29 protein-coding genes and 1 tRNA gene are annotated in these 22,748 nt (G+C 62.2%); 25 read left to right on the top strand and 5 right to left on the bottom strand.

Annotated features, from left to right (window positions below; genetic code table 11):
* The first annotated feature begins 52 nt into the window (after positions 1-52).
* From ACSQ3Q_RS22265 to ACSQ3Q_RS22170, 20 genes are all read left to right on the top strand, one after another.
* Positions 53-1,783 carry an ABC transporter substrate-binding protein gene (locus ACSQ3Q_RS22265; RefSeq protein ID WP_436136489.1) on the top strand — a complete coding sequence of 577 codons (1,731 nt, stop codon included), beginning with the start codon at positions 53-55 and terminating at the stop codon, positions 1,781-1,783.
* Positions 1,784-2,062: 279 nt separating this feature from the next.
* Positions 2,063-3,655 (top strand): glycerol-3-phosphate dehydrogenase/oxidase, encoded by a 1,593-nt coding sequence (locus ACSQ3Q_RS22260; RefSeq protein ID WP_436136488.1) that lies wholly within the window; start codon positions 2,063-2,065, stop codon positions 3,653-3,655.
* A gap of 195 nt (positions 3,656-3,850) precedes the next feature.
* On the top strand, positions 3,851-4,219 hold the full coding sequence (rplN, locus tag ACSQ3Q_RS22255; protein WP_007861702.1) for a 50S ribosomal protein L14: 369 nt from the start codon (positions 3,851-3,853) through the stop codon (positions 4,217-4,219).
* A 9-nt stretch (positions 4,220-4,228) separates the two neighbouring features.
* The gene (gene rplX, locus ACSQ3Q_RS22250; protein ID WP_436136487.1) at positions 4,229-4,549 is read left to right on the top strand and encodes a 50S ribosomal protein L24; all 321 of its coding nucleotides are present in this window, start codon (positions 4,229-4,231) and stop codon (positions 4,547-4,549) included.
* A 9-nt stretch (positions 4,550-4,558) separates the two neighbouring features.
* On the top strand, positions 4,559-5,098 hold the full coding sequence (gene rplE, locus ACSQ3Q_RS22245; protein WP_005793632.1) for a 50S ribosomal protein L5: 540 nt from the start codon (positions 4,559-4,561) through the stop codon (positions 5,096-5,098).
* An 8-nt stretch (positions 5,099-5,106) separates the two neighbouring features.
* Positions 5,107-5,412, top strand: a complete 306-nt coding sequence (gene rpsN / locus ACSQ3Q_RS22240; protein WP_007861712.1) for a 30S ribosomal protein S14 — start codon at positions 5,107-5,109, stop codon at positions 5,410-5,412.
* A 20-nt stretch (positions 5,413-5,432) separates the two neighbouring features.
* Positions 5,433-5,828, top strand: coding sequence for a 30S ribosomal protein S8 (rpsH, locus tag ACSQ3Q_RS22235; protein ID WP_436136486.1), 396 nt, complete (start codon positions 5,433-5,435; stop codon positions 5,826-5,828).
* 26 nt (positions 5,829-5,854) lie between these two features.
* On the top strand, positions 5,855-6,388 hold the full coding sequence (rplF, locus tag ACSQ3Q_RS22230) for a 50S ribosomal protein L6 (protein ID WP_436136485.1): 534 nt from the start codon (positions 5,855-5,857) through the stop codon (positions 6,386-6,388).
* Positions 6,389-6,399: 11 nt separating this feature from the next.
* A complete protein-coding gene (rplR, locus tag ACSQ3Q_RS22225) occupies positions 6,400-6,765 on the top strand; it encodes a 50S ribosomal protein L18 (RefSeq protein ID WP_436136484.1) in 366 nt (121 codons plus the stop codon).
* A 17-nt stretch (positions 6,766-6,782) separates the two neighbouring features.
* Entirely contained in the window at positions 6,783-7,301 is a 519-nt protein-coding gene (rpsE, locus tag ACSQ3Q_RS22220; RefSeq protein ID WP_436136483.1) for a 30S ribosomal protein S5, read from the top strand.
* 13 nt (positions 7,302-7,314) lie between these two features.
* Entirely contained in the window at positions 7,315-7,497 is a 183-nt protein-coding gene (rpmD, locus tag ACSQ3Q_RS22215; protein WP_100133813.1) for a 50S ribosomal protein L30, read from the top strand.
* Positions 7,498-7,507: 10 nt separating this feature from the next.
* Positions 7,508-7,939 (top strand): 50S ribosomal protein L15, encoded by a 432-nt coding sequence (rplO, locus tag ACSQ3Q_RS22210; protein WP_436136482.1) that lies wholly within the window; start codon positions 7,508-7,510, stop codon positions 7,937-7,939.
* 22 nt (positions 7,940-7,961) lie between these two features.
* Entirely contained in the window at positions 7,962-9,281 is a 1,320-nt protein-coding gene (secY, locus tag ACSQ3Q_RS22205) for a preprotein translocase subunit SecY (RefSeq protein WP_436136481.1), read from the top strand.
* Between the two features lie 142 nt (positions 9,282-9,423).
* Positions 9,424-9,537, top strand: coding sequence for a 50S ribosomal protein L36 (gene rpmJ / locus ACSQ3Q_RS22200; RefSeq protein ID WP_005793651.1), 114 nt, complete (start codon positions 9,424-9,426; stop codon positions 9,535-9,537).
* 23 nt (positions 9,538-9,560) lie between these two features.
* Complete coding sequence (gene rpsM / locus ACSQ3Q_RS22195; protein ID WP_060987448.1) at positions 9,561-9,926, top strand: 30S ribosomal protein S13; 366 nt, start codon at positions 9,561-9,563, stop codon at positions 9,924-9,926.
* An 18-nt stretch (positions 9,927-9,944) separates the two neighbouring features.
* Positions 9,945-10,349: a 30S ribosomal protein S11 gene (gene rpsK, locus ACSQ3Q_RS22190; protein WP_005793662.1), complete on the top strand. Its 405-nt coding sequence runs from the start codon at positions 9,945-9,947 to the stop codon at positions 10,347-10,349.
* Between the two features lie 90 nt (positions 10,350-10,439).
* Positions 10,440-11,063, top strand: coding sequence for a 30S ribosomal protein S4 (gene rpsD, locus ACSQ3Q_RS22185; protein WP_436136480.1), 624 nt, complete (start codon positions 10,440-10,442; stop codon positions 11,061-11,063).
* A gap of 115 nt (positions 11,064-11,178) precedes the next feature.
* Positions 11,179-12,171 carry a DNA-directed RNA polymerase subunit alpha gene (locus ACSQ3Q_RS22180; RefSeq protein WP_008906514.1) on the top strand — a complete coding sequence of 331 codons (993 nt, stop codon included), beginning with the start codon at positions 11,179-11,181 and terminating at the stop codon, positions 12,169-12,171.
* A gap of 155 nt (positions 12,172-12,326) precedes the next feature.
* Positions 12,327-12,719, top strand: coding sequence for a 50S ribosomal protein L17 (gene rplQ, locus ACSQ3Q_RS22175; protein WP_029414313.1), 393 nt, complete (start codon positions 12,327-12,329; stop codon positions 12,717-12,719).
* 22 nt (positions 12,720-12,741) lie between these two features.
* Positions 12,742-12,818, top strand: a tRNA-Met gene (locus ACSQ3Q_RS22170).
* Between the two features lie 464 nt (positions 12,819-13,282).
* Here ACSQ3Q_RS22170 and nhaR read toward each other — a convergent pair.
* Positions 13,283-14,179 carry a transcriptional activator NhaR gene (nhaR, locus tag ACSQ3Q_RS22165; RefSeq protein ID WP_436136479.1) on the bottom strand — a complete coding sequence of 299 codons (897 nt, stop codon included), beginning with the start codon at positions 14,177-14,179 and terminating at the stop codon, positions 13,283-13,285.
* Positions 14,180-14,326: 147 nt separating this feature from the next.
* On the opposite strand from nhaR, the gene ACSQ3Q_RS22160 reads away from it, so the two are divergent.
* Positions 14,327-14,875 carry an Rrf2 family transcriptional regulator gene (locus ACSQ3Q_RS22160; RefSeq protein ID WP_436136478.1) on the top strand — a complete coding sequence of 183 codons (549 nt, stop codon included), beginning with the start codon at positions 14,327-14,329 and terminating at the stop codon, positions 14,873-14,875.
* 184 nt (positions 14,876-15,059) lie between these two features.
* Here ACSQ3Q_RS22160 and ACSQ3Q_RS22155 read toward each other — a convergent pair whose 3' ends face one another.
* The 3 genes from ACSQ3Q_RS22155 to ACSQ3Q_RS22145 form a co-directional block, all read right to left on the bottom strand.
* Positions 15,060-15,653 (bottom strand): MarC family protein, encoded by a 594-nt coding sequence (locus tag ACSQ3Q_RS22155; RefSeq protein WP_436136477.1) that lies wholly within the window; start codon positions 15,651-15,653, stop codon positions 15,060-15,062.
* Positions 15,650-16,063 (bottom strand): VOC family protein, encoded by a 414-nt coding sequence (locus ACSQ3Q_RS22150; protein ID WP_436137054.1) that lies wholly within the window; start codon positions 16,061-16,063, stop codon positions 15,650-15,652. The genes ACSQ3Q_RS22155 and ACSQ3Q_RS22150 overlap by 4 nt, the downstream gene beginning before the upstream one ends.
* A gap of 346 nt (positions 16,064-16,409) precedes the next feature.
* Positions 16,410-17,051 (bottom strand): glutathione S-transferase, encoded by a 642-nt coding sequence (locus ACSQ3Q_RS22145; RefSeq protein WP_436136476.1) that lies wholly within the window; start codon positions 17,049-17,051, stop codon positions 16,410-16,412.
* A 157-nt stretch (positions 17,052-17,208) separates the two neighbouring features.
* Between ACSQ3Q_RS22145 and ACSQ3Q_RS22140 the strand changes: the two genes are divergently transcribed.
* From ACSQ3Q_RS22140 to ACSQ3Q_RS22125, 4 genes are all read left to right on the top strand, one after another.
* Positions 17,209-17,577 carry a DUF2946 family protein gene (locus ACSQ3Q_RS22140; RefSeq protein WP_436136475.1) on the top strand — a complete coding sequence of 123 codons (369 nt, stop codon included), beginning with the start codon at positions 17,209-17,211 and terminating at the stop codon, positions 17,575-17,577.
* 77 nt (positions 17,578-17,654) lie between these two features.
* On the top strand, positions 17,655-19,967 hold the full coding sequence (locus ACSQ3Q_RS22135) for a TonB-dependent receptor (protein ID WP_436136474.1): 2,313 nt from the start codon (positions 17,655-17,657) through the stop codon (positions 19,965-19,967).
* Positions 19,968-20,159: 192 nt separating this feature from the next.
* A complete protein-coding gene (locus tag ACSQ3Q_RS22130; RefSeq protein ID WP_436136473.1) occupies positions 20,160-20,654 on the top strand; it encodes a YcnI family copper-binding membrane protein in 495 nt (164 codons plus the stop codon).
* Positions 20,655-20,729: 75 nt separating this feature from the next.
* Positions 20,730-21,221: a copper chaperone PCu(A)C gene (locus ACSQ3Q_RS22125; protein WP_436136472.1), complete on the top strand. Its 492-nt coding sequence runs from the start codon at positions 20,730-20,732 to the stop codon at positions 21,219-21,221.
* Between the two features lie 98 nt (positions 21,222-21,319).
* Here the strand turns inward: ACSQ3Q_RS22125 and ACSQ3Q_RS22120 are convergent, their stop codons facing one another.
* A complete protein-coding gene (locus ACSQ3Q_RS22120; RefSeq protein ID WP_436136471.1) occupies positions 21,320-22,723 on the bottom strand; it encodes an SMI1/KNR4 family protein in 1,404 nt (467 codons plus the stop codon).
* Between the last annotated feature and the right edge of the window lie 25 nt (positions 22,724-22,748).

Raw genomic sequence — 22,748 nt, 5'->3', positions numbered from 1 at the left:
CCACGCGGCCCTTGCATCCAAAAGGGGAGATGACTATGAGGAGACAGGCACTATGAAGACGCGGTACACAGCGCTGGCACTGGCAGTTGCGGTCATGACGGGCCAGGCCGCCATGGCGGGCGAGGCGGAAGCCAAGAAGTGGGTCGACAGCGAGTTTCAGCCTTCGACGCTGAGCAAGGACCAGCAGATGGCCGAGATGAAGTGGTTCATCGAAGCTGCCAAGAAGCTGCAAGCCAAGGGCGTGAAGGAAATCTCGGTGGTGTCTGAAACCATCACCACGCACGAATACGAATCCAAGACGCTGGCCAAGGCGTTCGAGGAAATCACTGGCATCAAGGTCAAGCACGACCTGATCCAAGAAGGCGACGTGGTCGAGAAGCTGCAGACCTCGATGCAGTCGGGCAAGTCGATCTATGACGGCTGGATCTCGGACTCGGACCTGATCGGTACGCACTACCGCTACGGCAAGATCCTGAATCTGACCGACTACATGGGCGCTGCGGGCAAGGAATGGACCAACCCTGGCATCGACCTCAAGGACTACATCGGCACGAAGTTCACCACGGCGCCGGACGGCAAGCTGTACCAGCTGCCCGACCAACAGTTCGCCAACCTGTACTGGTTCCGCGCCGACCTGTTCGACCGCAAGGACATCAAGGACAAGTTCAAGGCCAAGTACGGCTACGACCTGGGCGTGCCGCTCAACTGGAGCGCCTACGAAGACATCGCCGAGTTCTTCACCAACGACGTGAAGACCATCGACGGCAAGGCCATCTATGGCCACATGGATTACGGCAAGAAGGATCCATCCCTGGGCTGGCGCTTCACCGATGCCTGGCTGTCCATGGCCGGTACCGCCGACATCGGTGCGCCCAACGGTCTGCCGATTGACGAGTGGGGCATCCGCGTGGCCGACGACAAGTGCACGCCCGTGGGCGCCTCGGTGTCTCGCGGCGGCGCGACCAACTCGCCCGCAGCCGTCTATGCGCTGACCAAGTACGTCGACTGGATGAAGAAGTACGCGCCCAAGGAAGCCACGGGCATGACCTTCGGCGAAGCCGGCCCCGTGCCTGCTCAGGGCCAGATCGCGCAGCAGATCTTCTGGTACACGGCCTTCACGGCTGACATGACCAAGCCCGGCCTGCCCGTGGTGAATGCCGATGGCACGCCCAAGTGGCGTATGGCCCCTGGCCCGAACGGCCCGTACTGGAAGCAGGGCATGCAAAACGGCTATCAGGACGTGGGCTCATGGACCTTCTTCAAGGACCATGACGCAAACAAGACGGCAGCCGCCTGGCTCTACGCACAGTTCGTGACGGCCAAGACGACGTCGCTCAAGAAGACCATGGTGGGCCTCACGCCGATCCGCGAGTCCGACATCCAGTCCAAGGCCATGACCGACATGGCGCCCAAGCTGGGCGGCCTGGTCGAGTTCTACCGCAGCCCCGCCCGCGTGGCATGGTCGCCTACCGGTACCAACGTGCCTGACTACCCCAAGCTGGCCCAGCTGTGGTGGAAGAACGTGGCCCAGGCTGTGACGGGTGAGAAGACGCCCCAGGGCGCCATGGACACGCTGGCCGACGAAATGGACCAGGTGATGGCCCGCCTCGAGCGCGCCGGCATGGCCCATTGCGCACCCAAGCTCAACAAGAAGGAAGACCCGAAGAAGTGGCTGTCGGACAAGCAGGCTCCATGGGCCAAGCTGGCCAACGAAAAGCCAAAGGGTGAAACCATCGCCTACGACAAGCTGCTGCAGGCCTGGAAGGACGGCAAGGCCCGCTGATCCCGGGCTCTCCTGGCCGCCGCATTGCTGCGGCCAGGAGGCTGCGTGTCAGAAGGCATCGCGGTAGTTGCCGCACAAGACCGGTTTGTCCCGCGTTGCAGCCTATGCGCCTTCTGCCGCGCAGATTCCGAGACCGGCAGCCGGAGCCCACAAGGCGCCCGCTGCCTTTTTTATTTTGAGCATCCGCGTCCCGTTCGGGCCGTGCGGGTGCTCTTCCCGAAGTGTCAAGAATTTAAGGGTAAACCCTTAAGTTTTGTCCCACCCATGGACAATTGCCCCATGACCACTGCCTCTGCTCCCCTCCCTACCCGGCGTGCCGATTTGCTGGCCCGCCTTGCTCAGCCCCATCAATATGACCTGGCCGTGATCGGCGGGGGGGCGACCGGATTGGGGGTAGCGCTGGACGCGGCAGCGCGGGGGTTCAGTGTGGTGCTGGTGGACTCGCACGACTTTGCCAAGGGGACCTCTTCGCGCGCCACGAAGCTGGTGCACGGAGGCGTTCGCTATCTGGCGCAGGGCAACATCGCGCTGGTGCGCGAGGCGCTGCATGAGCGCACGACCCTCTTGAACAACGCGCCCCATCTGGCGCAGCCGCTGCCTTTTGTGATGCCGTCGTACCGGTTCTGGGAGACGCCGTTCTATGGCATCGGGCTCAAGATGTATGACGCACTCGCCGGCAAGGCCGGTTTGGGTGCCACCGAATTTCTCGGCCGGGACCGCACCCTGGCATGCCTGCCCACGGCGCGTACCGAAGGCCTCAAGGGCGGAGTGAAGTACTGGGACGGCCAGTTTGACGATGCACGGCTGGCCCTGGCGCTGGCGCGCACGGCGGCCAGCCTGGGCGCCCTGGTGGTCAATTACTGCCCGGCCCGGGCATTGATCCACGAAGAGGGCAAGGTAGCCGGCTTTGTCTGCGAAGACACGGAGTCGGGCCAGCAGTTCACGGTGCGGGCCCGCGCTGTGGTCAACGCTACGGGTGTGTGGGTGGACGCCCTGCGCCAGATGGACGGCGACGCCATTGGACGCCCGGTCAAGCCCATCGTGGCGCCCAGCCAGGGTGTGCACATCGTGGTGGACCGCGAATTCCTCCCGTCCGACCATGCCTTGATGGTGCCCAAGACGGCCGATGGGCGTGTGCTGTTTGCCGTGCCATGGCTTGGCAAGCTGATCCTCGGTACTACCGACAGCCCCCGGCAAGACATCGTCCGAGAGCCGGAGCCCTTCCGCGAGGAAGTGCGCTTCATCCTGGAAGAATCCGCCCGGTACCTGACCCGGGCGCCCAAGCTCGAAGACATTCGGAGCGTCTGGGTGGGGCTGCGCCCCCTGGTGAAGCCCCAGGACGATGACGGCGACAACACCAAGAGCTTGAGCCGCGAGCACACCGTGCTCACCAGCCGCACCGGTCTGGTGACTGTGACGGGAGGCAAATGGACGACTTACCGTGCTATGGCCGAGGATGTGTTGCAAAAATGCTTCACTGCCGGGCTGTTGGCCGAGAAGCCGGCGGGCGTGACCAACCGGCTGCCGCTGGTGGGGACGCCGAAAGAGGCCGTCCGCCACCGCATCAGCGACGCGCAGGGGCTGCACTCGTATGGGAGTGATGCGGCGGCCGTACAAGGACTCCCGGGCGCCGACGTGGACCTGGGCGACGGCCTGAGCGCCGCCATGGTGCGCTTTGCGGCGCGGTTCGAATACGCGCGGACAGTGGAAGACGTGCTGGCCCGCAGGTCGCGGCTCCTGTTTCTGGATGCACGCCGCGCCATCGAGCTGGCGCCCGCTGTGGCGCAGATCCTGGAGGAAGAACTGGGCACAGACGCGGGGCTCGAAGCCTTTGTGGCGCTTGCGCAGCAGTATTTGCACGCGCCGGCGTGATGAACCGCTTGACGGCGCTAATTTCCTTTGCAATAATCGAGGGCTTCGCGTTTCCTACGTGAAGTTTCTGCCCAGCGGGAAGTGCTGCAAATGGTTTGCGGTGCGGACGACGGGCCCAAGACTGACTGGCTGATCTGCAGCCCTTGAGAAGTTCTCTGGGGCCGTGGTCTTCTGGTGCAAGTTGGGAATATTGAAATGATCCAGACAGAATCTCGGTTAGAGGTTGCCGACAATACCGGCGCCAAGTCCGTCCTTTGCATCAAGGTGCTGGGTGGCTCGAAGCGTCGCTATGCAAGCGTTGGCGACATCATCAAGGTGAGCATCAAAGAAGCCGCTCCGCGTGGCCGCGTCAAAAAAGGCGAGGTCTATAGCGCAGTGGTCGTTCGTACCGCTAAGGGCATCCGCCGCGGTGATGGCTCGCTCGTCAAATTCGACGGCAACGCAGCAGTGTTGCTGAATGCAAAGTTGGAGCCTATCGGCACCCGCATCTTTGGACCCGTGACGCGTGAACTGCGTACCGAAAAGTTCATGAAGATCGTGTCCCTGGCTCCTGAAGTTCTCTAAGGACGCGCCATGAACAAGATTCGCAAGGGCGACGAAGTCATCGTGCTGACAGGGCGCGATAAGGGCAAGCGCGGCACAGTGTCGCTGCGCAAGGATGACTCCTATGTGGTCATCGACGGCATCAACATGGTCAAGAAGCACGCCAAGCCAAACCCCATGAAGGGTACGACGGGCGGCATCGTTGAGAAGTCCATGCCAATTCACCAGTCCAACGTGGCCATCTTCAATGCTGCTACCGGCAAGGCTGATCGCGTGGGCATCAAGTTGCAAGCTGACGGTTCGCGCGTTCGCGTGTTCAAGTCCAGCGGCGCTGAAATCAAGGCGGCCTAAGGGGCAAACATGGCACGACTCCAAGAAATCTACCGCGACAAGATCGCTCCCGAACTGACCAAGCAGTTCGGCTACACCTCGCCGATGCAGGTTCCTCGTCTGACCAAGATCACGCTCAACATGGGTGTGAGCGAGGCAGTCTCGGACAAGAAGGTGATGGACAACGCCGTGGCTGACCTGACCAAGATTGCTGGTCAGAAGCCTGTGGTGACCAAGGCCAAGAAGGCTATCGCCGGTTTCAAGATCCGCGAAGGCCAGGCCATCGGTTGCATGGTCACGCTGCGTGGCGTGCAGATGTATGAGTTCCTGGACCGTTTCGTGACCGTGGCACTGCCCCGCGTCCGTGACTTCCGTGGTATCTCCGGTCGTGCTTTTGACGGCCGTGGCAACTACAACATCGGCGTCAAGGAACAGATCATTTTCCCTGAAATTGAGTACGACAAGGTCGACGCCCTGCGCGGTCTCAATATCAGCATCACCACGACGGCCAAGTCCGACGAAGAAGCCAAGGCTCTCCTCGCTGGTTTCCGTTTCCCGTTCAAGAACTGAGGCGAAGCATGGCTAAAGTAGCTTTGATCCAGCGCGAACTGAAGCGCGAAAAACTGGCCGCTAAGTACGCAACCAAGTATGCGGAACTGAAGGCAATCGCTGGCGATGCCAAGCGAAGCGATGAAGAGCGCGATGCAGCCCGTCTCGGTCTGCAGAAGCTCCCCCGCAACGCCAATCCTACGCGTCAGCGCAACCGTTGCGAAATCACCGGCCGCCCACGTGGCACGTTCCGTCAATTCGGTCTGGCTCGCGCCAAGATCCGTGAACTGGCTTTTGCAGGCGACATCCCCGGTGTCACCAAGGCCAGCTGGTAAGCAGGCAGGAGAGATTAAACATGAGCATGAGTGATCCCATCGCTGACTTGCTGACCCGCATCCGCAATGCACAAATGGTCTCCAAGGCCACTGTGCTGGTGCCTTCTTCCAAAGTGAAGATTGCCATCGCCCAGGTGCTGCAAGACGAAGGCTACATCGACGGCTTCCAGGTCAAGACCGAAGCCGGCAAGTCCGAACTTGAAATTACCCTGAAGTACTACGCAGGCCGTCCAGTGATTGAGCGCATCGAGCGCGTCAGCCGCCCTGGTCTGCGTGTCTACAAAGGCCGTGATTCCATTCCACAAGTCATGAACGGTCTGGGTGTGGCAATTGTCACGACACCCCAGGGTGTGATGACTGATCGCAAAGCGCGCGCTACCGGTGTCGGTGGCGAAGTGCTCTGCTATGTGGCCTAACCCGCGGCATTGAGGAGAACACTGAAATGTCCCGAGTAGGAAAAATGCCCGTGACCATCCCCGCTGGCGTGGATGTGTCCGTGAAAGATGACCAGATCTCTGTCAAGGGTTCTGGCGGCGCCCTGTCGCTTGCACAAAACGTGCTGGTGAAGGTGTCGAGCAACGACGGCAAGCTCAGCTTTGAGCCTGCCAATGACTCCCGCGAAGCGAATGCCATGAGCGGCACGATTCGCCAGTTGGTCAACAACATGGTGGTCGGCGTCAGCAAGGGCTTTGAAAAGAAGCTCAGCCTGATTGGCGTGGGCTACAAGGCTGCAGCGTCCGGTTCCAAGTTGAACCTGGCGGTCGGCTACTCGCATCCGGTCAACATCGAAATGCCCGCCGGCATCACGGTGGCTACCCCGACTCCCACGGAAGTGGTGATCAAGGGTGCCGACCGCCAGCGCGTCGGTCAAATCGCTGCTGAGATCCGTGCTGTTCGTCCACCCGAGCCCTACAAGGGCAAGGGCATCCGCTATGCGGACGAAAAAGTCACGATCAAAGAGACCAAGAAGAAATAAGGAGCTGCAACATGTTGACCAAGAAAGAGCAGCGTATTCGTCGTTCGCGTCAGACCCGCATCCGCATTGCACAGCAAGGCGTGGCCCGTCTCACGGTGAACCGTACGAACCTCCATATCTATGCCAGCGTGATTTCCGGCGACGGCAGCAAGGTGTTGGCCAGCGCCTCCACCGCAGAAGCCGATGTGCGCAAGGAACTCGGTGGTTCGGGCAAGGGTGGCAATGCCGCTGCAGCCACGGCCATCGGCAAGCGCATTGCTGAAAAAGCAAAGGCAGCTGGCGTCGAGAAGGTTGCATTTGATCGCTCAGGCTTTGCCTACCACGGTCGCGTCAAGGCTTTGGCCGACGCAGCCCGTGAAGCCGGCCTGCAGTTCTAAGCGGAGCGGAATACAAAATGGCTAAATTTCAACCCAAAGTGCAGACCGAAGGTCAAGACGACGGTCTGCGCGAAAAAATGATCGCGGTCAACCGCGTGACCAAAGTCGTGAAGGGTGGCCGTATTCTCGGTTTCGCTGCACTGACTGTGGTTGGCGACGGTGATGGCCGCGTCGGCATGGGCAAGGGCAAGTCCAAGGAAGTGCCTGCTGCTGTGCAAAAGGCGATGGAAGAATGCCGTCGCAACCTGGTCAAGGTTTCGCTCAAGAGCGGCACCATTCACCATTCGGTGAAGGGCCATCACGGCGCGGCTTCGGTGGAACTCCACCCAGCACCCAAGGGTACCGGCATCATCGCTGGCGGCCCCATGCGCGCTGTTTTCGAAGTTGTGGGCATCACCGACATCGTGGCCAAGAGCCATGGTTCGTCGAACCCCTACAACATGGTCCGTGCCACCTTTGATGCGCTCGTCAAGTCGACCACTCCGTCGAACGTGGCAGCCAAGCGCGGCAAAACGGTCGAAGACATCTTCGCCTGATCGGAAGCTGGAAATGACTACGCAACAAACCGTCAAGATTCAACTGGTGCGCAGCCCTATTGGCACCAAGGAATCGCACCGCGCTACCGTCCGTGGCCTGGGTCTGCGCAAGCTCAACAGCGTGAGCGAACTGCAGGACACGCCCGAAGTGCGCGGCATGATTAACAAGATCAGCTATCTGGTCAAAGTCCTCTGAGAGATAGATCATGGAACTCAATAGCATCAAGCCCGCAGCCGGCGCCAAGCATGCCAAGCGCCGTGTAGGCCGTGGTATCGGCTCCGGCCTGGGCAAGACCGCTGGCCGTGGTCACAAGGGTCAGAAGTCTCGCTCCGGCGGCTACCACAAGGTCGGCTTCGAAGGCGGTCAAATGCCTCTGCAACGCCGCTTGCCCAAGCGCGGTTTCAAGTCGCACTTGCTCAAGTTCAATGCAGAAGTCACGCTGACGGCGCTCGACCAACTCGGCCTGGCCGAAGTGGACGTGCTGGCCCTGAAGCAAGCTGGCCTGATTGGCGAGCTGGCCAAGGTGGTCAAGGTCATCAAGAGCGGCTCGCTCACGAAGGCTGTCAAGCTCAATGGCGTTGGCGCCACGGCTGGTGCCAAGGCGGCCATCGAAGCTGCCGGCGGCAGCGTCGCCTGAGTGACTCCGAAAGAAGGCATCTGTGGCTACTAGCACGGCTCAAATCGCAAAGACCGGCAAGTTCGGTGACCTGCGTCGTCGTCTGGTTTTCCTGTTGATGGCGCTTGTCGTGTACCGCATCGGGGCTCACATCCCTGTGCCAGGTATCGATCCAGCCCAGCTTCAGCAGCTGTTCAGTGGTCAGCAGGGCGGCATCCTGAACCTGTTCAACATGTTCTCGGGTGGCGCGCTGTCGCGTTTCACGGTGTTCGCGCTGGGGATCATGCCGTATATCTCGGCGTCGATCATCATGCAACTGATGACCTACGTGGTGCCAACCTTTGAGCAGTTGAAGAAGGAAGGCGAAGCTGGCCGTCGCAAGATCACGCAGTACACGCGTTATGGGACCTTGGCTTTGGCCTTGTTCCAATCGCTGGGCATTGCAGTGGCGCTGGAAAGCTCCGCAGGTCTGGTGTTGAGCCCTGGCTTTGGCTTCCGCATGACAGCGGTCGTCAGCCTGACAGCCGGAACGATGTTCCTGATGTGGCTGGGTGAGCAGATTACCGAGCGTGGCCTTGGCAACGGGATCTCGATCCTGATCTTTGCCGGTATCGCCGCAGGGCTGCCCAGTTCCATTGGTGGTCTACTGGAACTGGTTCGTACGGGTGCTATGAGCATCCTGGCTGCGATCTTCATCGTTGTCGTTGTGGGTCTGGTGACTTACTTCGTCGTGTTTGTGGAACGTGGACAGCGCAAGATTTTGGTGAACTATGCTCGCCGACAGGTCGGGAACAAGGTGTATGGCGGTCAATCGTCGCATCTGCCCCTGAAGCTGAACATGGCCGGTGTGATTCCTCCGATCTTTGCTTCGTCGATCATCCTGTTGCCTGCAACGGTGGTGAACTGGTTCAGTGCTGGTGAGTCGATGCGCTGGTTGAAGGATATTTCTGGTGCGCTGACCCCTGGTCAGCCCATCTATGTCATGTTCTACGCTGCAGCCATCATCTTCTTCTGTTTCTTCTACACGGCGTTGGTGTTCAACAGCCGCGAGACTGCAGACAACTTGAAGAAGAGTGGTGCGTTCATTCCAGGCATCCGCCCAGGTGAACAGACTGCCCGCTACATTGACAAGATTTTGGTTCGTCTCACGTTGGCCGGAGCGGTGTACATCACCTTCGTGTGCCTGCTGCCAGAGTTCCTGATCTTGAAGTACAACGTACCGTTCTATTTTGGCGGAACGTCGCTGCTGATCATCGTGGTGGTGACCATGGACTTCATGGCCCAGGTGCAGAACTACATGATGTCGCAGCAATATGAATCGCTGCTCAAAAAAGCCAATTTCAAAGGAAATGCGGGCGGTTGAGGATCGGGAAGGCAGAGATCGCTCAGCGATGTACTGCCTGCAAGCTGGATATCGGTTTAGTCGACGCCCCACGAATTTGCGGGCACAAATTGTGTTCCGTGCAAAGCAGCCGGGACGGATGGAAAAGTTTTAGGAGAATGCAATGAGAGTTTCGGCTTCGGTCAAAAAAATCTGCCGCAACTGCAAGATCATCCGCCGCAAGGGTGTGGTGCGCGTGATCTGCACGGATCTGCGTCACAAGCAGCGCCAGGGTTGATTGGAAAGTATTAGAGGACGCATATGGCACGTATCGCTGGCATTAACATTCCGCCCCACAAGCACGCGGAAATCGGTTTGACCGCCATTTTTGGCATTGGTCGCACTCGGGCTCGCAAAATTTGTGAAGCAACCGGTATCGCTTACTCCAAGAAGATCAAAGATCTGACGGACAGCGATCTGGAAAAAATTCGCGAGCAAATTGAGCAGTTCACCATTGAGGGTGATCTGCGCCGCGAAACCACGATGAACATCAAGCGCTTGATGGACATCGGCTGCTATCGTGGCTTCCGCCATCGCCGCGGTCTGCCAATGCGTGGTCAGCGCACCCGTACCAATGCCCGCACCCGCAAGGGTCCGCGCAAGGGTGCTGCTGCACTGAAGAAATAAAGAGATTGAAAGATCATCATGGCTAAGTCTCCTGCCAATAACGCAGCCCAGCGCGTCCGCAAGAAGGTCCGGAAAAACGTTTCCGACGGTATTGCTCACGTGCACGCCTCGTTCAACAACACCATCATCACGATCACCGACCGTCAGGGCAATGCTCTGTCGTGGGCATCGTCCGGTGGCCAGGGCTTCAAGGGCTCGCGCAAATCCACTCCTTTCGCAGCCCAAGTGGCATCGGAAGTGGCTGGCCGCGCCGCCATTGACCAAGGCATCAAGAACCTCGACGTCGAGATCAAGGGCCCCGGCCCTGGTCGTGAGTCGTCGGTGCGCGCTCTGGGCGCACTGGGCATCCGCATCACGTCGATTTCCGACGTGACGCCGGTCCCGCACAACGGCTGCCGCCCTCAAAAGCGTCGTCGTATCTAATCTCTGTAAGCCCACCGCCGCCTGTGAACGCGCAAGCGCCTCAGGCGGCTCCCGCAATTGTTTGCGGTAGATGACACAAAGGAAGCTCAAGTGGCACGTTACCTAGGCCCCAAGGCCAAACTCTCCCGCCGTGAAGGCACTGACCTGTTCCTCAAGAGCGCACGCCGCTCCATTGCGGACAAGTGCAAGTTCGACTCCAAGCCTGGTCAGCACGGCCGCACCTCCGGTGCCCGCACGTCCGACTACGGCCTGCAGCTGCGCGAAAAGCAGAAGGTCAAGCGCATGTACGGCATTCTGGAAAAGCAGTTCCGCCGCTATTTCGAGGCCGCTGACAGCAAGAAGGGCAACACCGGCGCCAATCTGCTGTCCCTGCTGGAATCGCGTTTGGACAACGTCGTGTACCGCATGGGCTTCGGCTCTACGCGTGCAGAAGCCCGCCAGCTGGTGTCGCACAAGGCGATCACCGTGAACGGCCAATCGGTCAACATCCCCTCGTACCTGGTCAAGGTCGGTGATGTCGTGTCCGTGCGCGAAAAGTCGAAGAAGCAAAACCGCATCGTCGAAGCGCTGCAACTGGCTGCCCAGGTCGGCATGCCTGCTTGGGTCGACGTCAATGCCGACAAGGCAGAAGGCGTGTTCAAGAAGGTGCCTGACCGTGACGAATTCGGCGCTGACATCAACGAATCGCTGATCGTTGAGTTGTACTCGCGCTAATCGCTAGTTCGAATCACATTCGAGAAAATCGTACCTAAACCGCGAGGCATCGCGGTTTAGGCGCTTCACCAGCCTTACCGGTGTAACGAGCTGGGGGTATTGAGAGGAAGTCTGAATGCAAACCAATTTGCTGAAACCCAAGGCGATCAATGTCGAGCAGCTTGGCCACAATCGTGCCAAGGTCGCACTGGAGCCGTTCGAGCGTGGCTACGGCCATACGCTGGGCAACGCCATCCGGCGCGTCCTGCTCTCGTCCATGGTGGGTTACGCAGCGACGGAAGTCACCATTGCAGGCGTCCTGCACGAATATTCGTCCATTGATGGCGTTCAAGAAGATGTGGTCAACATCCTGCTGAACCTCAAGGGCGTAGTGTTCAAACTGCACAACCGCGATGAAGTTACCCTGAGCCTGCGCAAAGATGGCGAAGGCGTGGTCACGGCGCGTGATATCCAGACCCCTCACGACGTCGAAATCGTGAACCCTGATCATGTGATCGCCAACCTGTCGGCTGGCGGCAAGCTGGACATGCAGATCAAGGTGGAAAAGGGCCGTGGCTATGTTCCCGGCAGCCTGCGCCGCTATGCCGACGAATCGACCAAGTCGATTGGCCGCATCGTGCTGGATGCGTCGTTCTCCCCCGTGAAGCGCGTGAGCTACACCGTGGAAAGCGCCCGCGTGGAGCAGCGTACGGACCTGGACAAGCTGGTTGTCGAGATCGAAACCAATGGTGCGATCACTGCTGAAGACGCAGTGCGTGCATCGGCCAAGATCCTGGTGGAACAGCTGGCTGTGTTTGCACAGCTGGAAGGCGGCGAGCTGGCTGCGTTCGACGCACCTGCAGGCCCACGCGGCAATGCGACGTTCGATCCGATCCTGCTGCGTCCTGTGGACGAGCTGGAGCTGACCGTGCGTTCGGCCAACTGCCTGAAGGCCGAGAACATTTACTACATCGGTGACCTGATCCAGCGCACCGAGAACGAGTTGCTCAAGACGCCTAACCTGGGTCGCAAGTCGCTCAACGAAATCAAGGAAGTGCTGGCCTCGCGTGGCCTCACGCTGGGTATGAAGCTTGAGAACTGGCCACCCGCTGGCCTGGACAAGCGTTAAACAACCGCTATAATTCTGGGTTCCCCGAAAGGGGCGCCCGGTTTCAAGTCCTCCGCAAGGGGGATTTTTTGTTCCTTGTGATGGGGAACAGTGCCTCGAGCAGTACCTGACACGGCTGCCCGATTTAATTACATAGACAGTAGAAGGAAAGCACCATGCGCCACGGACACGGCCTCCGCAAACTCAATCGCACCAGCTCGCACCGCCTTGCGATGCTGCAGAACATGATGAACTCGATTATCGAGCACGAAGTCATCAAGACCACGGTCCCCAAGGCCAAGGAACTGCGCCGCGTGATCGAGCCCATGATCACCCTGGCCAAGGTCGACACCGTCGCCAACCGCCGCCTGGCTTTCAACCGCCTGCGCGACCGTGACAGCGTCACCAAGCTGTTCAACGACCTGGGCCCCCGCTTCAATGCGCGTCCCGGTGGCTACACCCGCATCCTGAAGATGGGTTTCCGTGTGGGCGACAATGCGCCCATGGCCCTGGTCGAACTGGTCGACCGCGCTGCAGAAACCGAAAATAATTCGGCAGCAGCTGAATAATAGGGTATAATTTATTTCTTACCGCGCGATGGAGCAGTCTGGTAGCTCGTTGGGCTCATAACCCAAAGGTCGGAGGTTCAAATCCTTCTCGCGCAACCAAAATTTGGCTGACTCAGTCTGTCAACACAAAACGCCCACAGCAATGTGGGCGTTTTTGTTTGTGGCTTGCCGATTGCGCGGTGTGTTGATAAATCAGGTCTCTACCTGGGTGCCAGCACCTTGGTAATCGGGCTGCGGTGAAGGGTGGAATGGGCCGGGCCGTTCGGGAGCATAAGGGTTCGAGCGCTTGCCCCATCCTCGGCCGTTGGTCTGTCGTGCGCAATGGCCGTCCTGCGCACAGGCGAGGTCGCGAGGTTGGAGCCTGGCGCTGTTGCGCTGTTCATTGGCCGATGGGGTCAAATGGCCAAAGACCAGGGCGGGACCATAGCCGCAGGCCGAACGGGTGAAAACAGCGTGCCTGGGCCTCGATGAGTCAGGCAGACGCCCGCAACTCCCGCCCTCACATTACCGCGGCAGCTTCAACCGCGCGACCATTCCCTCGCCCCAAGTGTTATTGCGCCGCGCTACTTTCCAAACAGATCCGCCTTTGCCGCCTTGGTGATGGCCACCACGCAAGGGTGCGTGATGCGTCGTTCTACCGAAATGGCGAAGAACTCTTCCACCAGTTCGCTGGATCGTCCAATCACTTCGACGCCAAACTGCGCGGTAGTTTCGTCGTCCAGTACGCTCGGCGACGTGAACACCCCCCGGCCCTCGCGGCCGAAGGCGTTCATCAGTGCGCTGTCGTCAAACTCTCCCACCACCCGTGGCTGCAGCTGGTATTTGCTGAGCCAGTGGTCCAGCTGTTGCCGCACGGACGACATGGGCCCCTGGATCAACATCGGTGCGCCCTGCAGGCATTGAGGAAAATCCCCGTTCAATTCCGCCCGCAGCCGCGGGGCGCACAGGAAGCTCATGCCGCTCGTGCCAAGCGGGTGGTTGAATGCCTTGACGCCAATCTTCTTGGACACCGGCTCATCGGCCAGCACCAGGTCGAGCTTGTGCAGGCTCAGCTGCGCGATAAGTTCCGGGAACTTGCCCTCCTGGCAGGTCATGTGCACCTGCTGCGGCATGCCCAGCGCCGGCTCCAGCAGGTGGTACGCCACCGACTTGGCAATGGAGTCAGCCACGCCCACCCGAAACTCCAGCGGCTTGGCCTGCCCGCGCGACAGGCGCACAGACTTCTCCAACTCATCGCCCAGCGCAAAAATCTGCTCCGCGTAGCCGAGCGCCACGCGCCCTTCGCTGGTCAGCTCCAGGCCCCGCCCGCGCTTGCGGAACAGGTCGTGCCCCAGCCATTCTTCGAGTTGCTTGATCTGCCCCGACAGGGTTTGCGGCGTGGTGTGCAGCTGCTCGCCAGCGCGCATCACGCCGCCTGCCTTGGCCACTGTCCAGAAATAACGCAGGTGCTTGAAGTTCATGCCGGCCCCATACTTCGAGAAAGACGCATTGTTTGCGTTGATTAAACGAATATACGCGAAGTGTCAAAGTCTCTACATTGAACTCTTGGCCCCATTCCGCGGCGAGCGCCCGGTCTGGAAATTGTCGTGTTCACAAGGAGTAGCCACATGCGAATCACCACCCGAGGACAACTCGCCGTATCGGCGATGACCGACCTCGCACTGCGCCAGAAAATGCGTCCCGTGGCGTTGTCGACGATCAGCGCGCGCCAGGGCACCTCGCTGTCCTACCTGGAGCAGCTGTTCAGTGCCTTGCGCCGTGCCGGGCTGGTGGACAGCACGCGCGGCCCCGGCGGCGGCTATACGCTGGCCCGGCGGGCGGATCAGGTGTCTGTGGCCGAGATCATCTTGGCGGTCGAAAACCTCAAGGCCGACGAGCTGCAGAACCTGGGCGCCAGCCAGGCGGCCCAGGTCAAGTCGATGACCGGCGACCTGTGGTCCACCTTCAACGCACGCGTCATGGACTATCTGCAGTCAGTGACCCTGCAAGACCTGGTGGCGCAGCAGATTGAGCAGGGCGGCGTAGTGGAAGACGCGGCGCCTGCCGCAGCCGCACGGCCCAAGCTGAGCACCAAGCCCCGCCCGCTGATGGCGCGGGTAGGCGTGCCCAACTCAGTGTTCGCGCTCGGGACGATCCCGCTGCTGCAACGCCGCTAAGCCGCAGGCACTTCGGCGCGCTGCCGGGTTGCCGGCTGCTGGCGCAGCGTGAGAGCGAGGCGCTGGCACATCAAACGCTGCTTGATGTCGTGGAGGCCGTACGCCGTGCCGGGTGCGAGAACCTTCAAGAACCCAGCAGTGTTGCCCGACGGCGCGGGCGAGCACATCCGCCACGCGGACCGCACTACAACTGCTGCGCCAGCTGCTTGATGCCGCGGATGAGCATCTCCACCGAGATGGCCACCAGGATCAGCCCCATGAGGCGCTCAAACGCCATGACCACGCGTTCGCCCACCAGGCGCTGAATGCGCTCGGCCAGCAGCAGCACCACGGCGCACACGGCCATCGTCACGCACAGTGCGGCCACCCACTCCAGCCGCCGCTCGGGCGCCTGCGCAACGAGCAGCATGACGGTGGCCAAGGCCGACGATCCCGCAAGCGCGGGGATGGCCAGCGGAACGATCAACGGCTCGCCGGGCAGCTCGGTTTGCGGGCCGGCTTCCTGCGGAAAGATCATTCTGAGCGCAATCAGGAACAGCACAACCGCGCCCGCGATCTGCAGCGACAGATCGCTCAGGTTCATGACCTTGAGAAACTGCGCGCCAAAAAACAGGAACACCAGCAGCAGCGCGAACGCGATGAGTACCTCGCGCAGGATCACCCGCGCCCGGCGCTCGGGGGCGACGCCGCGCAGGGCGTTGGCAAAAATGGGGATGTTGCCCAGCGGATCGGTGATCAGCAACAGCAGGATGGTCGCCGAAGCGAACGTGTAGCTCACGCTGCGTACACCGCATCCAGTGACCGGAAGCCCTTGATCTCGATCGGGTTCCCGCTCGGGTCGTGGAAAAACATGGTCCATTGCTCGCCGGGCTGGCCTTCAAAACGGACCTGCGGCTCCAGCACAAAGGCTGTGTTTGCCGCTTTGAGGCGCGCGGCCAGTGCGTGCCAGTCGGGCAACTCGAGGATGGCGCCGAAGTGCGGCATGGGCACCATGTGATCGCCTACCTGGCCGGTGCGGGCGCTGGCAAATGGCTCACCGAGATGCAACGAGATCTGGTGGCCGAAGAAATCGAAGTCCACCCAGGTGTCGGTGCTTCGGCCTTCCTGGCAGCCCAGCACGCCGCCGTAGAAGCGGCGCGCGGCGTTGAGGTCGGTGACGTGAAAGGCGAGGTGAAAGAGGCTGCGCATGCCGGGCAGGATAGCAGCGGCAAACGGGCTGCGGAAGTGATCCAGGGGCTTGGGCGCACTCGGGATATCGTTGCGCGCCTTGCAAACAAGGGCTGCCTGTTGCGCACTGCACGCTGCACGGCGCCGCCAAGGGCGGTTCAGCGCCCTGTGGAGCGATAAGAGCGCAGAAGCCGTTCCGTACAGCCATCCATGCAGGAGCTGTTTCGCGCTGCCGTCACCCGCCGCGCGCAGCATGTAAAACCGGCGCTGCAGCAAAGCCGCCTCCACCGCCGTGCAAGGGTTCCTCTGCCAGCCGGCCGGTTGGCGCCTGGTGCGGCGCAAACGCGCGGCGGCCCCGGGGCAGCGGCTACTTCGTCCTCGCCATCATTTCCGCCGTATTCGTCTTGCGGTCCGCATTCACGCGCTGCACGTGCGGGCGCTCGGCCATGCGGGTGAGGTACTCGCGCACCGGCAGGCCAGCCAGGTAGTCGCGGCCGTAGACGATCTTGGTGGCCGAACTCACGAGCGGCAGGTGCACGATGGCCGCGCAGTCGGCGATGGTGAAGGTGTCCCCGCCCACATAGGGGCTGAACTTTGCCAGCTGGCCGAAGGCGGCGATGTTCTTCTCCAGCTGCGCGCCCACCTTTTCGCGGGCGGCCTCGCTCACGGTGCCGCCAAAAAACGCCTGCGGGTACAGATTGCGCGCCACCAGCTCCAGGTGCAGTTCCAAAAACGTGATGAGCTCGCGCACCTTGGCGGCCTGGTACGGGTCCGCCGGCAGCAGCGCGGGCTGCGGATGGATGGCTTCGATGTAGTCGGCGATCACGGCTGATTCGCACAGCGGGCCCTGGGGCGTGCGTAAGTAGGGCACCTTGCCCAAGGGCGAGGCGCTGCGGTCGGTTTCGCCGACCCAGGCCAGTTCCTCGGTGAACGGCAGGCCCTTTTCGAGCAGGGCGAGCTTGACCTTGTTGTAGTAGTTGCTGGCCGAAAAGCCGCAGAGCGTGAGCATGGTGGAAGTCTCCGTCGTTGTGGTTGTGGTGGGGGCGCGGAAGGCAGTGCCAAGGCCGGCGCCTTTGCGCATCGTAGGCGCGGCCCCGGGCCGCGTCCGTCGCACAGATGACCCTGATCAAGGCTTCAACGGTGCCCCCACCTACAATCGCACCTTCATGCTGACTTCCCTGCAAACCCTTCGCAGCCTTCGCTGGCTCGCCCGCTCCGTGCTGGCGTGGTTTGTGTTGTCGATCAGCGTGGCGGTGGCGTCGCCGCTGGTCAGTCCCCAGTCGATGGAGCTGATCTGTTCGGGCTCGGGCGCCATCAAGCTTTTGGTCAAGACTGACGACGGCGTGCAAGAGGCCCCGGGCCACACGCTCGACTGTCCCCTGTGCGCGCAGGTCAGTGCGCCGCCTCCCACCTCGCAGGCCCAGGTGCCTGTGGTCCACCCCCTGGCGCACGCCCTGCGTCCCATACCCGCCGCGCACATTGCTGCGCGCACCGCCGCGCCGCTGCCGCCGCGCGGGCCGCCTGCTTTCTCCTGATGCTATTTGTTTGATAGCTGTTGGCGCTTATGCATCAAGCGCTGGCGGCCTATTTGGCTTGTTTTTCAGGAGTTTCCATGCGCAAAAGCCGCATGGCGCTGGCCGTGGCCAGCGCCTTCCCCCTGGTCCTCACCTGGGCCGCGCCCGTGCTGGCGCAGACGACCGACGGCGTGCCCGTCAAAGAGCTAGGCGTCGTCACCATCACCGGTGGGCAGCCCACCTCGCTGCCCACGCAGATCCCCACCACCATCGAAGGCGTGACGCGCGAACAGATCGAGCACTCGATCAATGCCACGGACAGCGAAGACGCGCTCAAGTACCTGCCCAGCCTGCTGGTGCGCAAGCGCTACATCGGCGACTACAACCACGCGGTGCTGTCCACGCGCGCCTCGGGCACGGGCAACCCGGCGCGGTCGATGGTGTTTGCCGACGGCATTTTGCTCAGCAACTATCTGGGCAACGGCCCCACCAACGCGCCGCGCTGGATGCTGGTCACGCCCGAAGAGATCGAGCGGGTGGACGTGCTCTACGGCCCGTTCTCGGCCGCATATGCGGGTAACTCGGTGGGCGCGGTGGTGGACTACGTCACCCGCATGCCCACGCAGTTCGAAGCGCACGGCAAGGTCAGCGTGCAGCACCAGCCGTTCGACCTGTACAGCACCAGTGCCAGCTACGGCGGCAAACAGGCCAGCGCCTCGGTGGGCAACAAGAATGGCGACTGGTCGTGGTTCCTCAACTTCAGCAAGACCGACAGCGAAGGCCAGCCGCTCACCTTCCCCACGCGCTTGGTCGCTGCCGGCACGCCGGGCAACACGGGCACGCCGGTCACCGGCGCGGTGGCGGGCAGCAACCGCAGCAACCAGCCGTGGTACCTGCTGGGCACCGCCACGCAGTACCGCACGCAGCAAGACCACATCAAGGCCAAGTTCGCCTACGACTTCTCACCCACCGTGCGTGCGGCCTACACCTTTGGCTGGTGGCACAACGAGTCTGAGGGGCGGCCCACCAGTTACCTGCGCGATGCGGGCGGCAATGCGGTCTACAGCGGCAGCGTGAACATCAACGGCCGCTCGTTCATGCTCATGCCGACCGACTTCAATGTGTCCAACGAAGAGCTCACCCACTTCATGCATGGTCTTTCGGTCAAGAGCCACACCAAAGGCGTGTTCGACTGGGAGGTCGCAGCCAGCCGCTACGACTACCACCAGGACACGCTGCGCGCCGCCACCGTGGCCCTGCCCGCCGCACTGAATGGCGGCGCCGGCCGCATCGTCAACGGCAAGGGCACGGGCTGGACCACGCTGGCCGCCAAGGGCACCTGGCGGCCCGATGGGCTGCAGGGCACGCACATCGTGGACTTTGGCCTGCAGCGCGACAGCTACCAGTTGCGCAGCATCGAGAACGCCACCACGAACTGGATCAGCGGCAGCGTAGGGGCGCGCAACCAGGCGTTCCAAGGCGACACCGAACTGACCGGCCTGTGGGCGCAAGACACCTGGAAGATCGCGCCGAGGTGGAAGGCCGTGTTGGGCGCGCGCGCCGAGCGCTGGAGCGCCAGCCACGGGCAGACGGCCAATGCGAGCACGGTGCTGGGCCACCCCGAGCGCAGCGAGAACTACCTCTCGCCCAAGGCCGCCGTCGCCTACCAGGCCGGCGAGCAGTGGGTGCTCAAGGCCTCCACCGGCCGCGCGGTGCGCTTGCCCACCGTGTCCGAGCTCTACCAGGGCGGCATCAGCGGCAGCGGGGTGCTGGTCAACAACGACCCGAACCTCAAGCCCGAAAAATCCTGGACCACCGAGCTGACCGCCGAGCGCGATCTGGCCGGCTGGGACGGCGACGGCCTGCTGCGACTCACCGCCTTCTTCGAGCGCACGCGCGACGCGCTGTACTCGCAGACCAACGTGCTCGTCACCCCCAACGTGACCAATGTCCAGAACGTGGACGCCATCCGTACCAAGGGCCTGGAGGTGTCCTACCAAGCCGCCAACGTCTTCGTGCGCGGGCTCGACATCGGCAGCAGCCTGACCTGGACCGATTCCAAGATCACCAAGAACGACAAGTTCCCTGCCAGCGTGGGCAAGTGGCAGCCGCGCATCCCCGCGTGGCGCGCCAGCGCGGTGGCCACCTACCGGCCCGACGCTATCTGGTCGTACACCCTGGGGGCGCGCTACAGCGGCAAGCAGTACGGCACGCTGGACAACACCGACACCAACGGTTTTGCCTACCAGGGCACGAGCCGCTACTTCACCACCGACGTGCGCGTGCGCTACCAGGCCAGCAAACAAGTCAGCGTGGCCGTGGGCATCGACAACCTCAACAACTACCGGTACTGGAACTTCCACCCGTATCCGCAGCGCACCTATATGGCAGAGCTAAAGATAGCCCCCTGAGCGGCTTTGCCGCATCCCCCGAGACGAACGCCTACAGCGGCCCGGCAAAGCCGGTTCCGCGGTGGCGCTGGCCTTGGGCCGCGCCAGTTTTGAATGCAATGAATCGTTGAAACGAAAGGTCGAACTATGAACCTCAATACTATGAAAAAGATAGCTGTCAGCGCTTGTTGGATAAGCGCTAGCGGCCTATTTATGCCCGCATTTGCCCATGTGGTGCTCGAATACCAGGTGGCCCCCGCCGCCAGCAGCTACAAGGCCAGCTTCAAGGTGGGCCACGGCTGTGGCGCGGCGCCCACGCGGCAGATCGTGGTGGAGATCCCGGCGGGGGTCCGCGGCGCGCGGCCCATGCCCAAGCCGGGCTGGGCGCTGGAGGTGCAGCGCGAAAAACTTGCCCAGCCGTACACCAGCCACGGCCGCAGCATCACCGAAGACGTAGTGCGCATCACCTGGACTGCGAAGACGCCGGACGACATGCTGCAGAGCGCGCACTACGACGAGTTCGTGCTGGTCGCCACCACGCCCGAGCAGGCGGGCACCGTCTACTGGCCCGTGCGCCAGGTCTGCACCGAAGGCCGCAGCGACTGGGCCGAGATACCCAAGCCCGGCCAGGAGCTGTCGGACCTCAAGTCCCCCGCGGCGGCGCTGGAGATTCTTCCGGGTGGCAGCGCCGCTGGCCACAATCACTGACCGCAACACAGACATTCACCGGCGCGCCACGCCCCTGGGCGCTGGCGCGCAACCTTCTCTTCAACGAAAGAACCCATGACATCCACATTGCTTCACACCGCAGCCCGGGCCGCCGTGCTCCTGGCCGCGCTGGCTGGCGCCACCGCCTGGGCGCAGACCGCCCCCGTCAAGGTCGACGGCGCCTGGGCCCGCGCGAGCGTGCAGGGCCAAAAGGGCACCGGTGCCTTCATGCGCATCACGGCCCAGGAGAGCACGCGCCTGGTGCGTGCCGAATCGCCCGCGGCAGGCGTCACCGAAGTGCACGAGATGAAGATGGAGGGCGACGTCATGAAGATGCGCGCCGTCCCTATGCTGGAGCTGCCCGCGGGCAAGACGGTGGAGCTCAAGCCCGGTGGTTACCACGTCATGCTGCTCGACCTGAAGGCGCCGCTGATGAGAGACAGCTCGGTGCCGATCACCCTGGTGTTCCAGGACGCCAAGGGCACCGAGAGCAAGCTGAACCTCAGCGTGCCCGTGGGCACGGCCGCGCCGGGCGCAGCAGCTGCAGCGCAGGGCCACAAACACTGAACTGGGCTCAGCGGGGCTGAGCTGAGTTGGCGACAAGCGCAGCGGCACTCAGTCGGGTCGATTTCCGTGCTGTGCTGCCAATGCGCGTGTTGCTGCGTCTACAGCACAAACGTCTGCCCGGCCTGGGCTTGCGCAACCAGCCCCGCAAAGAGCTGGTCCACGCTGGCCACGATGGGTATGAAGGTCGGGATCTCTTCATGCCCCCAGAAATACACCGTGCCCGCGTGCGGGCCGTCCGTGCGCAGCATGAAACAGTCGGGCGTCCACGACCCGCCCACGATGGGCAGCATGCGCAGCGGGTCGATCCCGGCATCGCGAATCAGCTGATGGATTTCTTGCGCAAACTCCGGCGCGTTGTCGTCGTGCAGATGTATCCACCCCACGAACTCCTCGTGTTTTTGCAGTGCCTCGGACGCTGACAGCAGCGCGTAGACCTCCTCGTCATCACCGTCGACCACCTTGAGCGTGTGGTGGGTTGTGCTGGTGATCCACTGCACATAGGCCGGGGGCAGCGCGCCGAATTTTTCTTGCAATGTGTCCAGGTCGCCCTGCGATGCCGGCGCGCCGTCAATCCATTCAAAACGCAGCTGGCCCACACGTTGGCGCTCAGCCTGCTGGTCGGCCCCCTCCAGGGCCGAGACATAGCTACGGTAGCCTTCGGAATCCTCGATCTGGGGCATGCCAAGACCGTGCTTGCGGTGGGTTTCGTAGGCCTCGGGGAGCCGCCCCAGGCGCAGCAGCGCCTCTGCTTTGAGCTCCTGGAGATCGCGCGACGCGTGGTGGGTGGCGTCGCCGATCTGTGCAGCCTGCAGCGCCATCTCGGGTTGTTCGGCGACCTTGAGAAAGAATTCCGCGGCGGTCGTGGCCGCCAGCGCTGTCATCGTGCAAGCACTGTTGAAGCTGTCTCCGAACCAGTAGGTCTCTACCCTGTAGAGGTCCTGGTCGTGTGCCAGGTGCAGCAGGAAGGCCGCATGCTCCACGGCTTTGTCCCAGTCCTGCCGCGCGCCGTCGCCCGTCGCCGCGCGTGCCCGGTTGGCATGTGCGCGCCGGGCCACCGTTCTCCAATACCACCCGTCGGCGCTGCCCAGGCTGGCCTGCAGGGCCGCCAGGGCACCGGCCTCGTCGCCACACTCGGTGCAGAGCGCGGCCCGGTCCATGAGGCACTCATCGTCCGTCTTGCGCTGGTACGGCTCCAGATCCCCGGGAAAAAGAACCATCGAGCGCCCGGGAACCCAGATCTCTTCGGAGCCCGGATGCTGGCGCTGTTCCTCGCGAAATCGCAGAAAGCGGTCCACCATGGCGCGCGCGCCGGGCTCGCCTGGAAGCTCCAGTTCTTCAATGACCTTGAACTGGGCATCCCCCACCTGGGCTTCCTGGCGCCGCCAGTACGCCTTTCCGTCATAGCCGTACGGGGTCACCGCGATCTGGATCACCAGTGGCCGCGCGGACGGGGATTTCTGGTCGGCCGGAGTTTGCAGCCAGTGGCTTGTGTAGCGGGTCATCGGGAAGAAGAGGGGGGTTGCGAAG

It is taken from the genome of Acidovorax sp. LjRoot129 (genome assembly GCF_964253765.1).
Classification (GTDB): Bacteria; Pseudomonadota; Gammaproteobacteria; order Burkholderiales; family Burkholderiaceae_C; genus Acidovorax.
This window is presented reverse-complemented; position numbering and strand designations above follow the sequence as displayed.

Coding starts and splice junctions, on each gene's coding strand:
- ACSQ3Q_RS22265 (WP_436136489.1), top strand. CDS start 53: ATGAAGACGCGGTACACAGCGCTGGCACTGGCAGTTGCGGTCATGACG.
- ACSQ3Q_RS22260 (WP_436136488.1), top strand. CDS start 2,063: ATGACCACTGCCTCTGCTCCCCTCCCTACCCGGCGTGCCGATTTGCTG.
- rplN (WP_007861702.1), top strand. CDS start 3,851: ATGATCCAGACAGAATCTCGGTTAGAGGTTGCCGACAATACCGGCGCC.
- rplX (WP_436136487.1), top strand. CDS start 4,229: ATGAACAAGATTCGCAAGGGCGACGAAGTCATCGTGCTGACAGGGCGC.
- rplE (WP_005793632.1), top strand. CDS start 4,559: ATGGCACGACTCCAAGAAATCTACCGCGACAAGATCGCTCCCGAACTG.
- rpsN (WP_007861712.1), top strand. CDS start 5,107: ATGGCTAAAGTAGCTTTGATCCAGCGCGAACTGAAGCGCGAAAAACTG.
- rpsH (WP_436136486.1), top strand. CDS start 5,433: ATGAGCATGAGTGATCCCATCGCTGACTTGCTGACCCGCATCCGCAAT.
- rplF (WP_436136485.1), top strand. CDS start 5,855: ATGTCCCGAGTAGGAAAAATGCCCGTGACCATCCCCGCTGGCGTGGAT.
- rplR (WP_436136484.1), top strand. CDS start 6,400: ATGTTGACCAAGAAAGAGCAGCGTATTCGTCGTTCGCGTCAGACCCGC.
- rpsE (WP_436136483.1), top strand. CDS start 6,783: ATGGCTAAATTTCAACCCAAAGTGCAGACCGAAGGTCAAGACGACGGT.
- rpmD (WP_100133813.1), top strand. CDS start 7,315: ATGACTACGCAACAAACCGTCAAGATTCAACTGGTGCGCAGCCCTATT.
- rplO (WP_436136482.1), top strand. CDS start 7,508: ATGGAACTCAATAGCATCAAGCCCGCAGCCGGCGCCAAGCATGCCAAG.
- rpmJ (WP_005793651.1), top strand. CDS start 9,424: ATGAGAGTTTCGGCTTCGGTCAAAAAAATCTGCCGCAACTGCAAGATC.
- rpsM (WP_060987448.1), top strand. CDS start 9,561: ATGGCACGTATCGCTGGCATTAACATTCCGCCCCACAAGCACGCGGAA.
- rpsK (WP_005793662.1), top strand. CDS start 9,945: ATGGCTAAGTCTCCTGCCAATAACGCAGCCCAGCGCGTCCGCAAGAAG.
- ACSQ3Q_RS22180 (WP_008906514.1), top strand. CDS start 11,179: ATGCAAACCAATTTGCTGAAACCCAAGGCGATCAATGTCGAGCAGCTT.
- rplQ (WP_029414313.1), top strand. CDS start 12,327: ATGCGCCACGGACACGGCCTCCGCAAACTCAATCGCACCAGCTCGCAC.
- nhaR (WP_436136479.1), bottom strand. CDS start 14,179: ATGAACTTCAAGCACCTGCGTTATTTCTGGACAGTGGCCAAGGCAGGC.
- ACSQ3Q_RS22160 (WP_436136478.1), top strand. CDS start 14,327: ATGCGAATCACCACCCGAGGACAACTCGCCGTATCGGCGATGACCGAC.
- ACSQ3Q_RS22150 (WP_436137054.1), bottom strand. CDS start 16,063: ATGCGCAGCCTCTTTCACCTCGCCTTTCACGTCACCGACCTCAACGCC.
- ACSQ3Q_RS22145 (WP_436136476.1), bottom strand. CDS start 17,051: ATGCTCACGCTCTGCGGCTTTTCGGCCAGCAACTACTACAACAAGGTC.
- ACSQ3Q_RS22140 (WP_436136475.1), top strand. CDS start 17,209: ATGCTGACTTCCCTGCAAACCCTTCGCAGCCTTCGCTGGCTCGCCCGC.
- ACSQ3Q_RS22135 (WP_436136474.1), top strand. CDS start 17,655: ATGCGCAAAAGCCGCATGGCGCTGGCCGTGGCCAGCGCCTTCCCCCTG.
- ACSQ3Q_RS22130 (WP_436136473.1), top strand. CDS start 20,160: ATGCCCGCATTTGCCCATGTGGTGCTCGAATACCAGGTGGCCCCCGCC.
- ACSQ3Q_RS22125 (WP_436136472.1), top strand. CDS start 20,730: ATGACATCCACATTGCTTCACACCGCAGCCCGGGCCGCCGTGCTCCTG.
- ACSQ3Q_RS22120 (WP_436136471.1), bottom strand. CDS start 22,723: ATGACCCGCTACACAAGCCACTGGCTGCAAACTCCGGCCGACCAGAAA.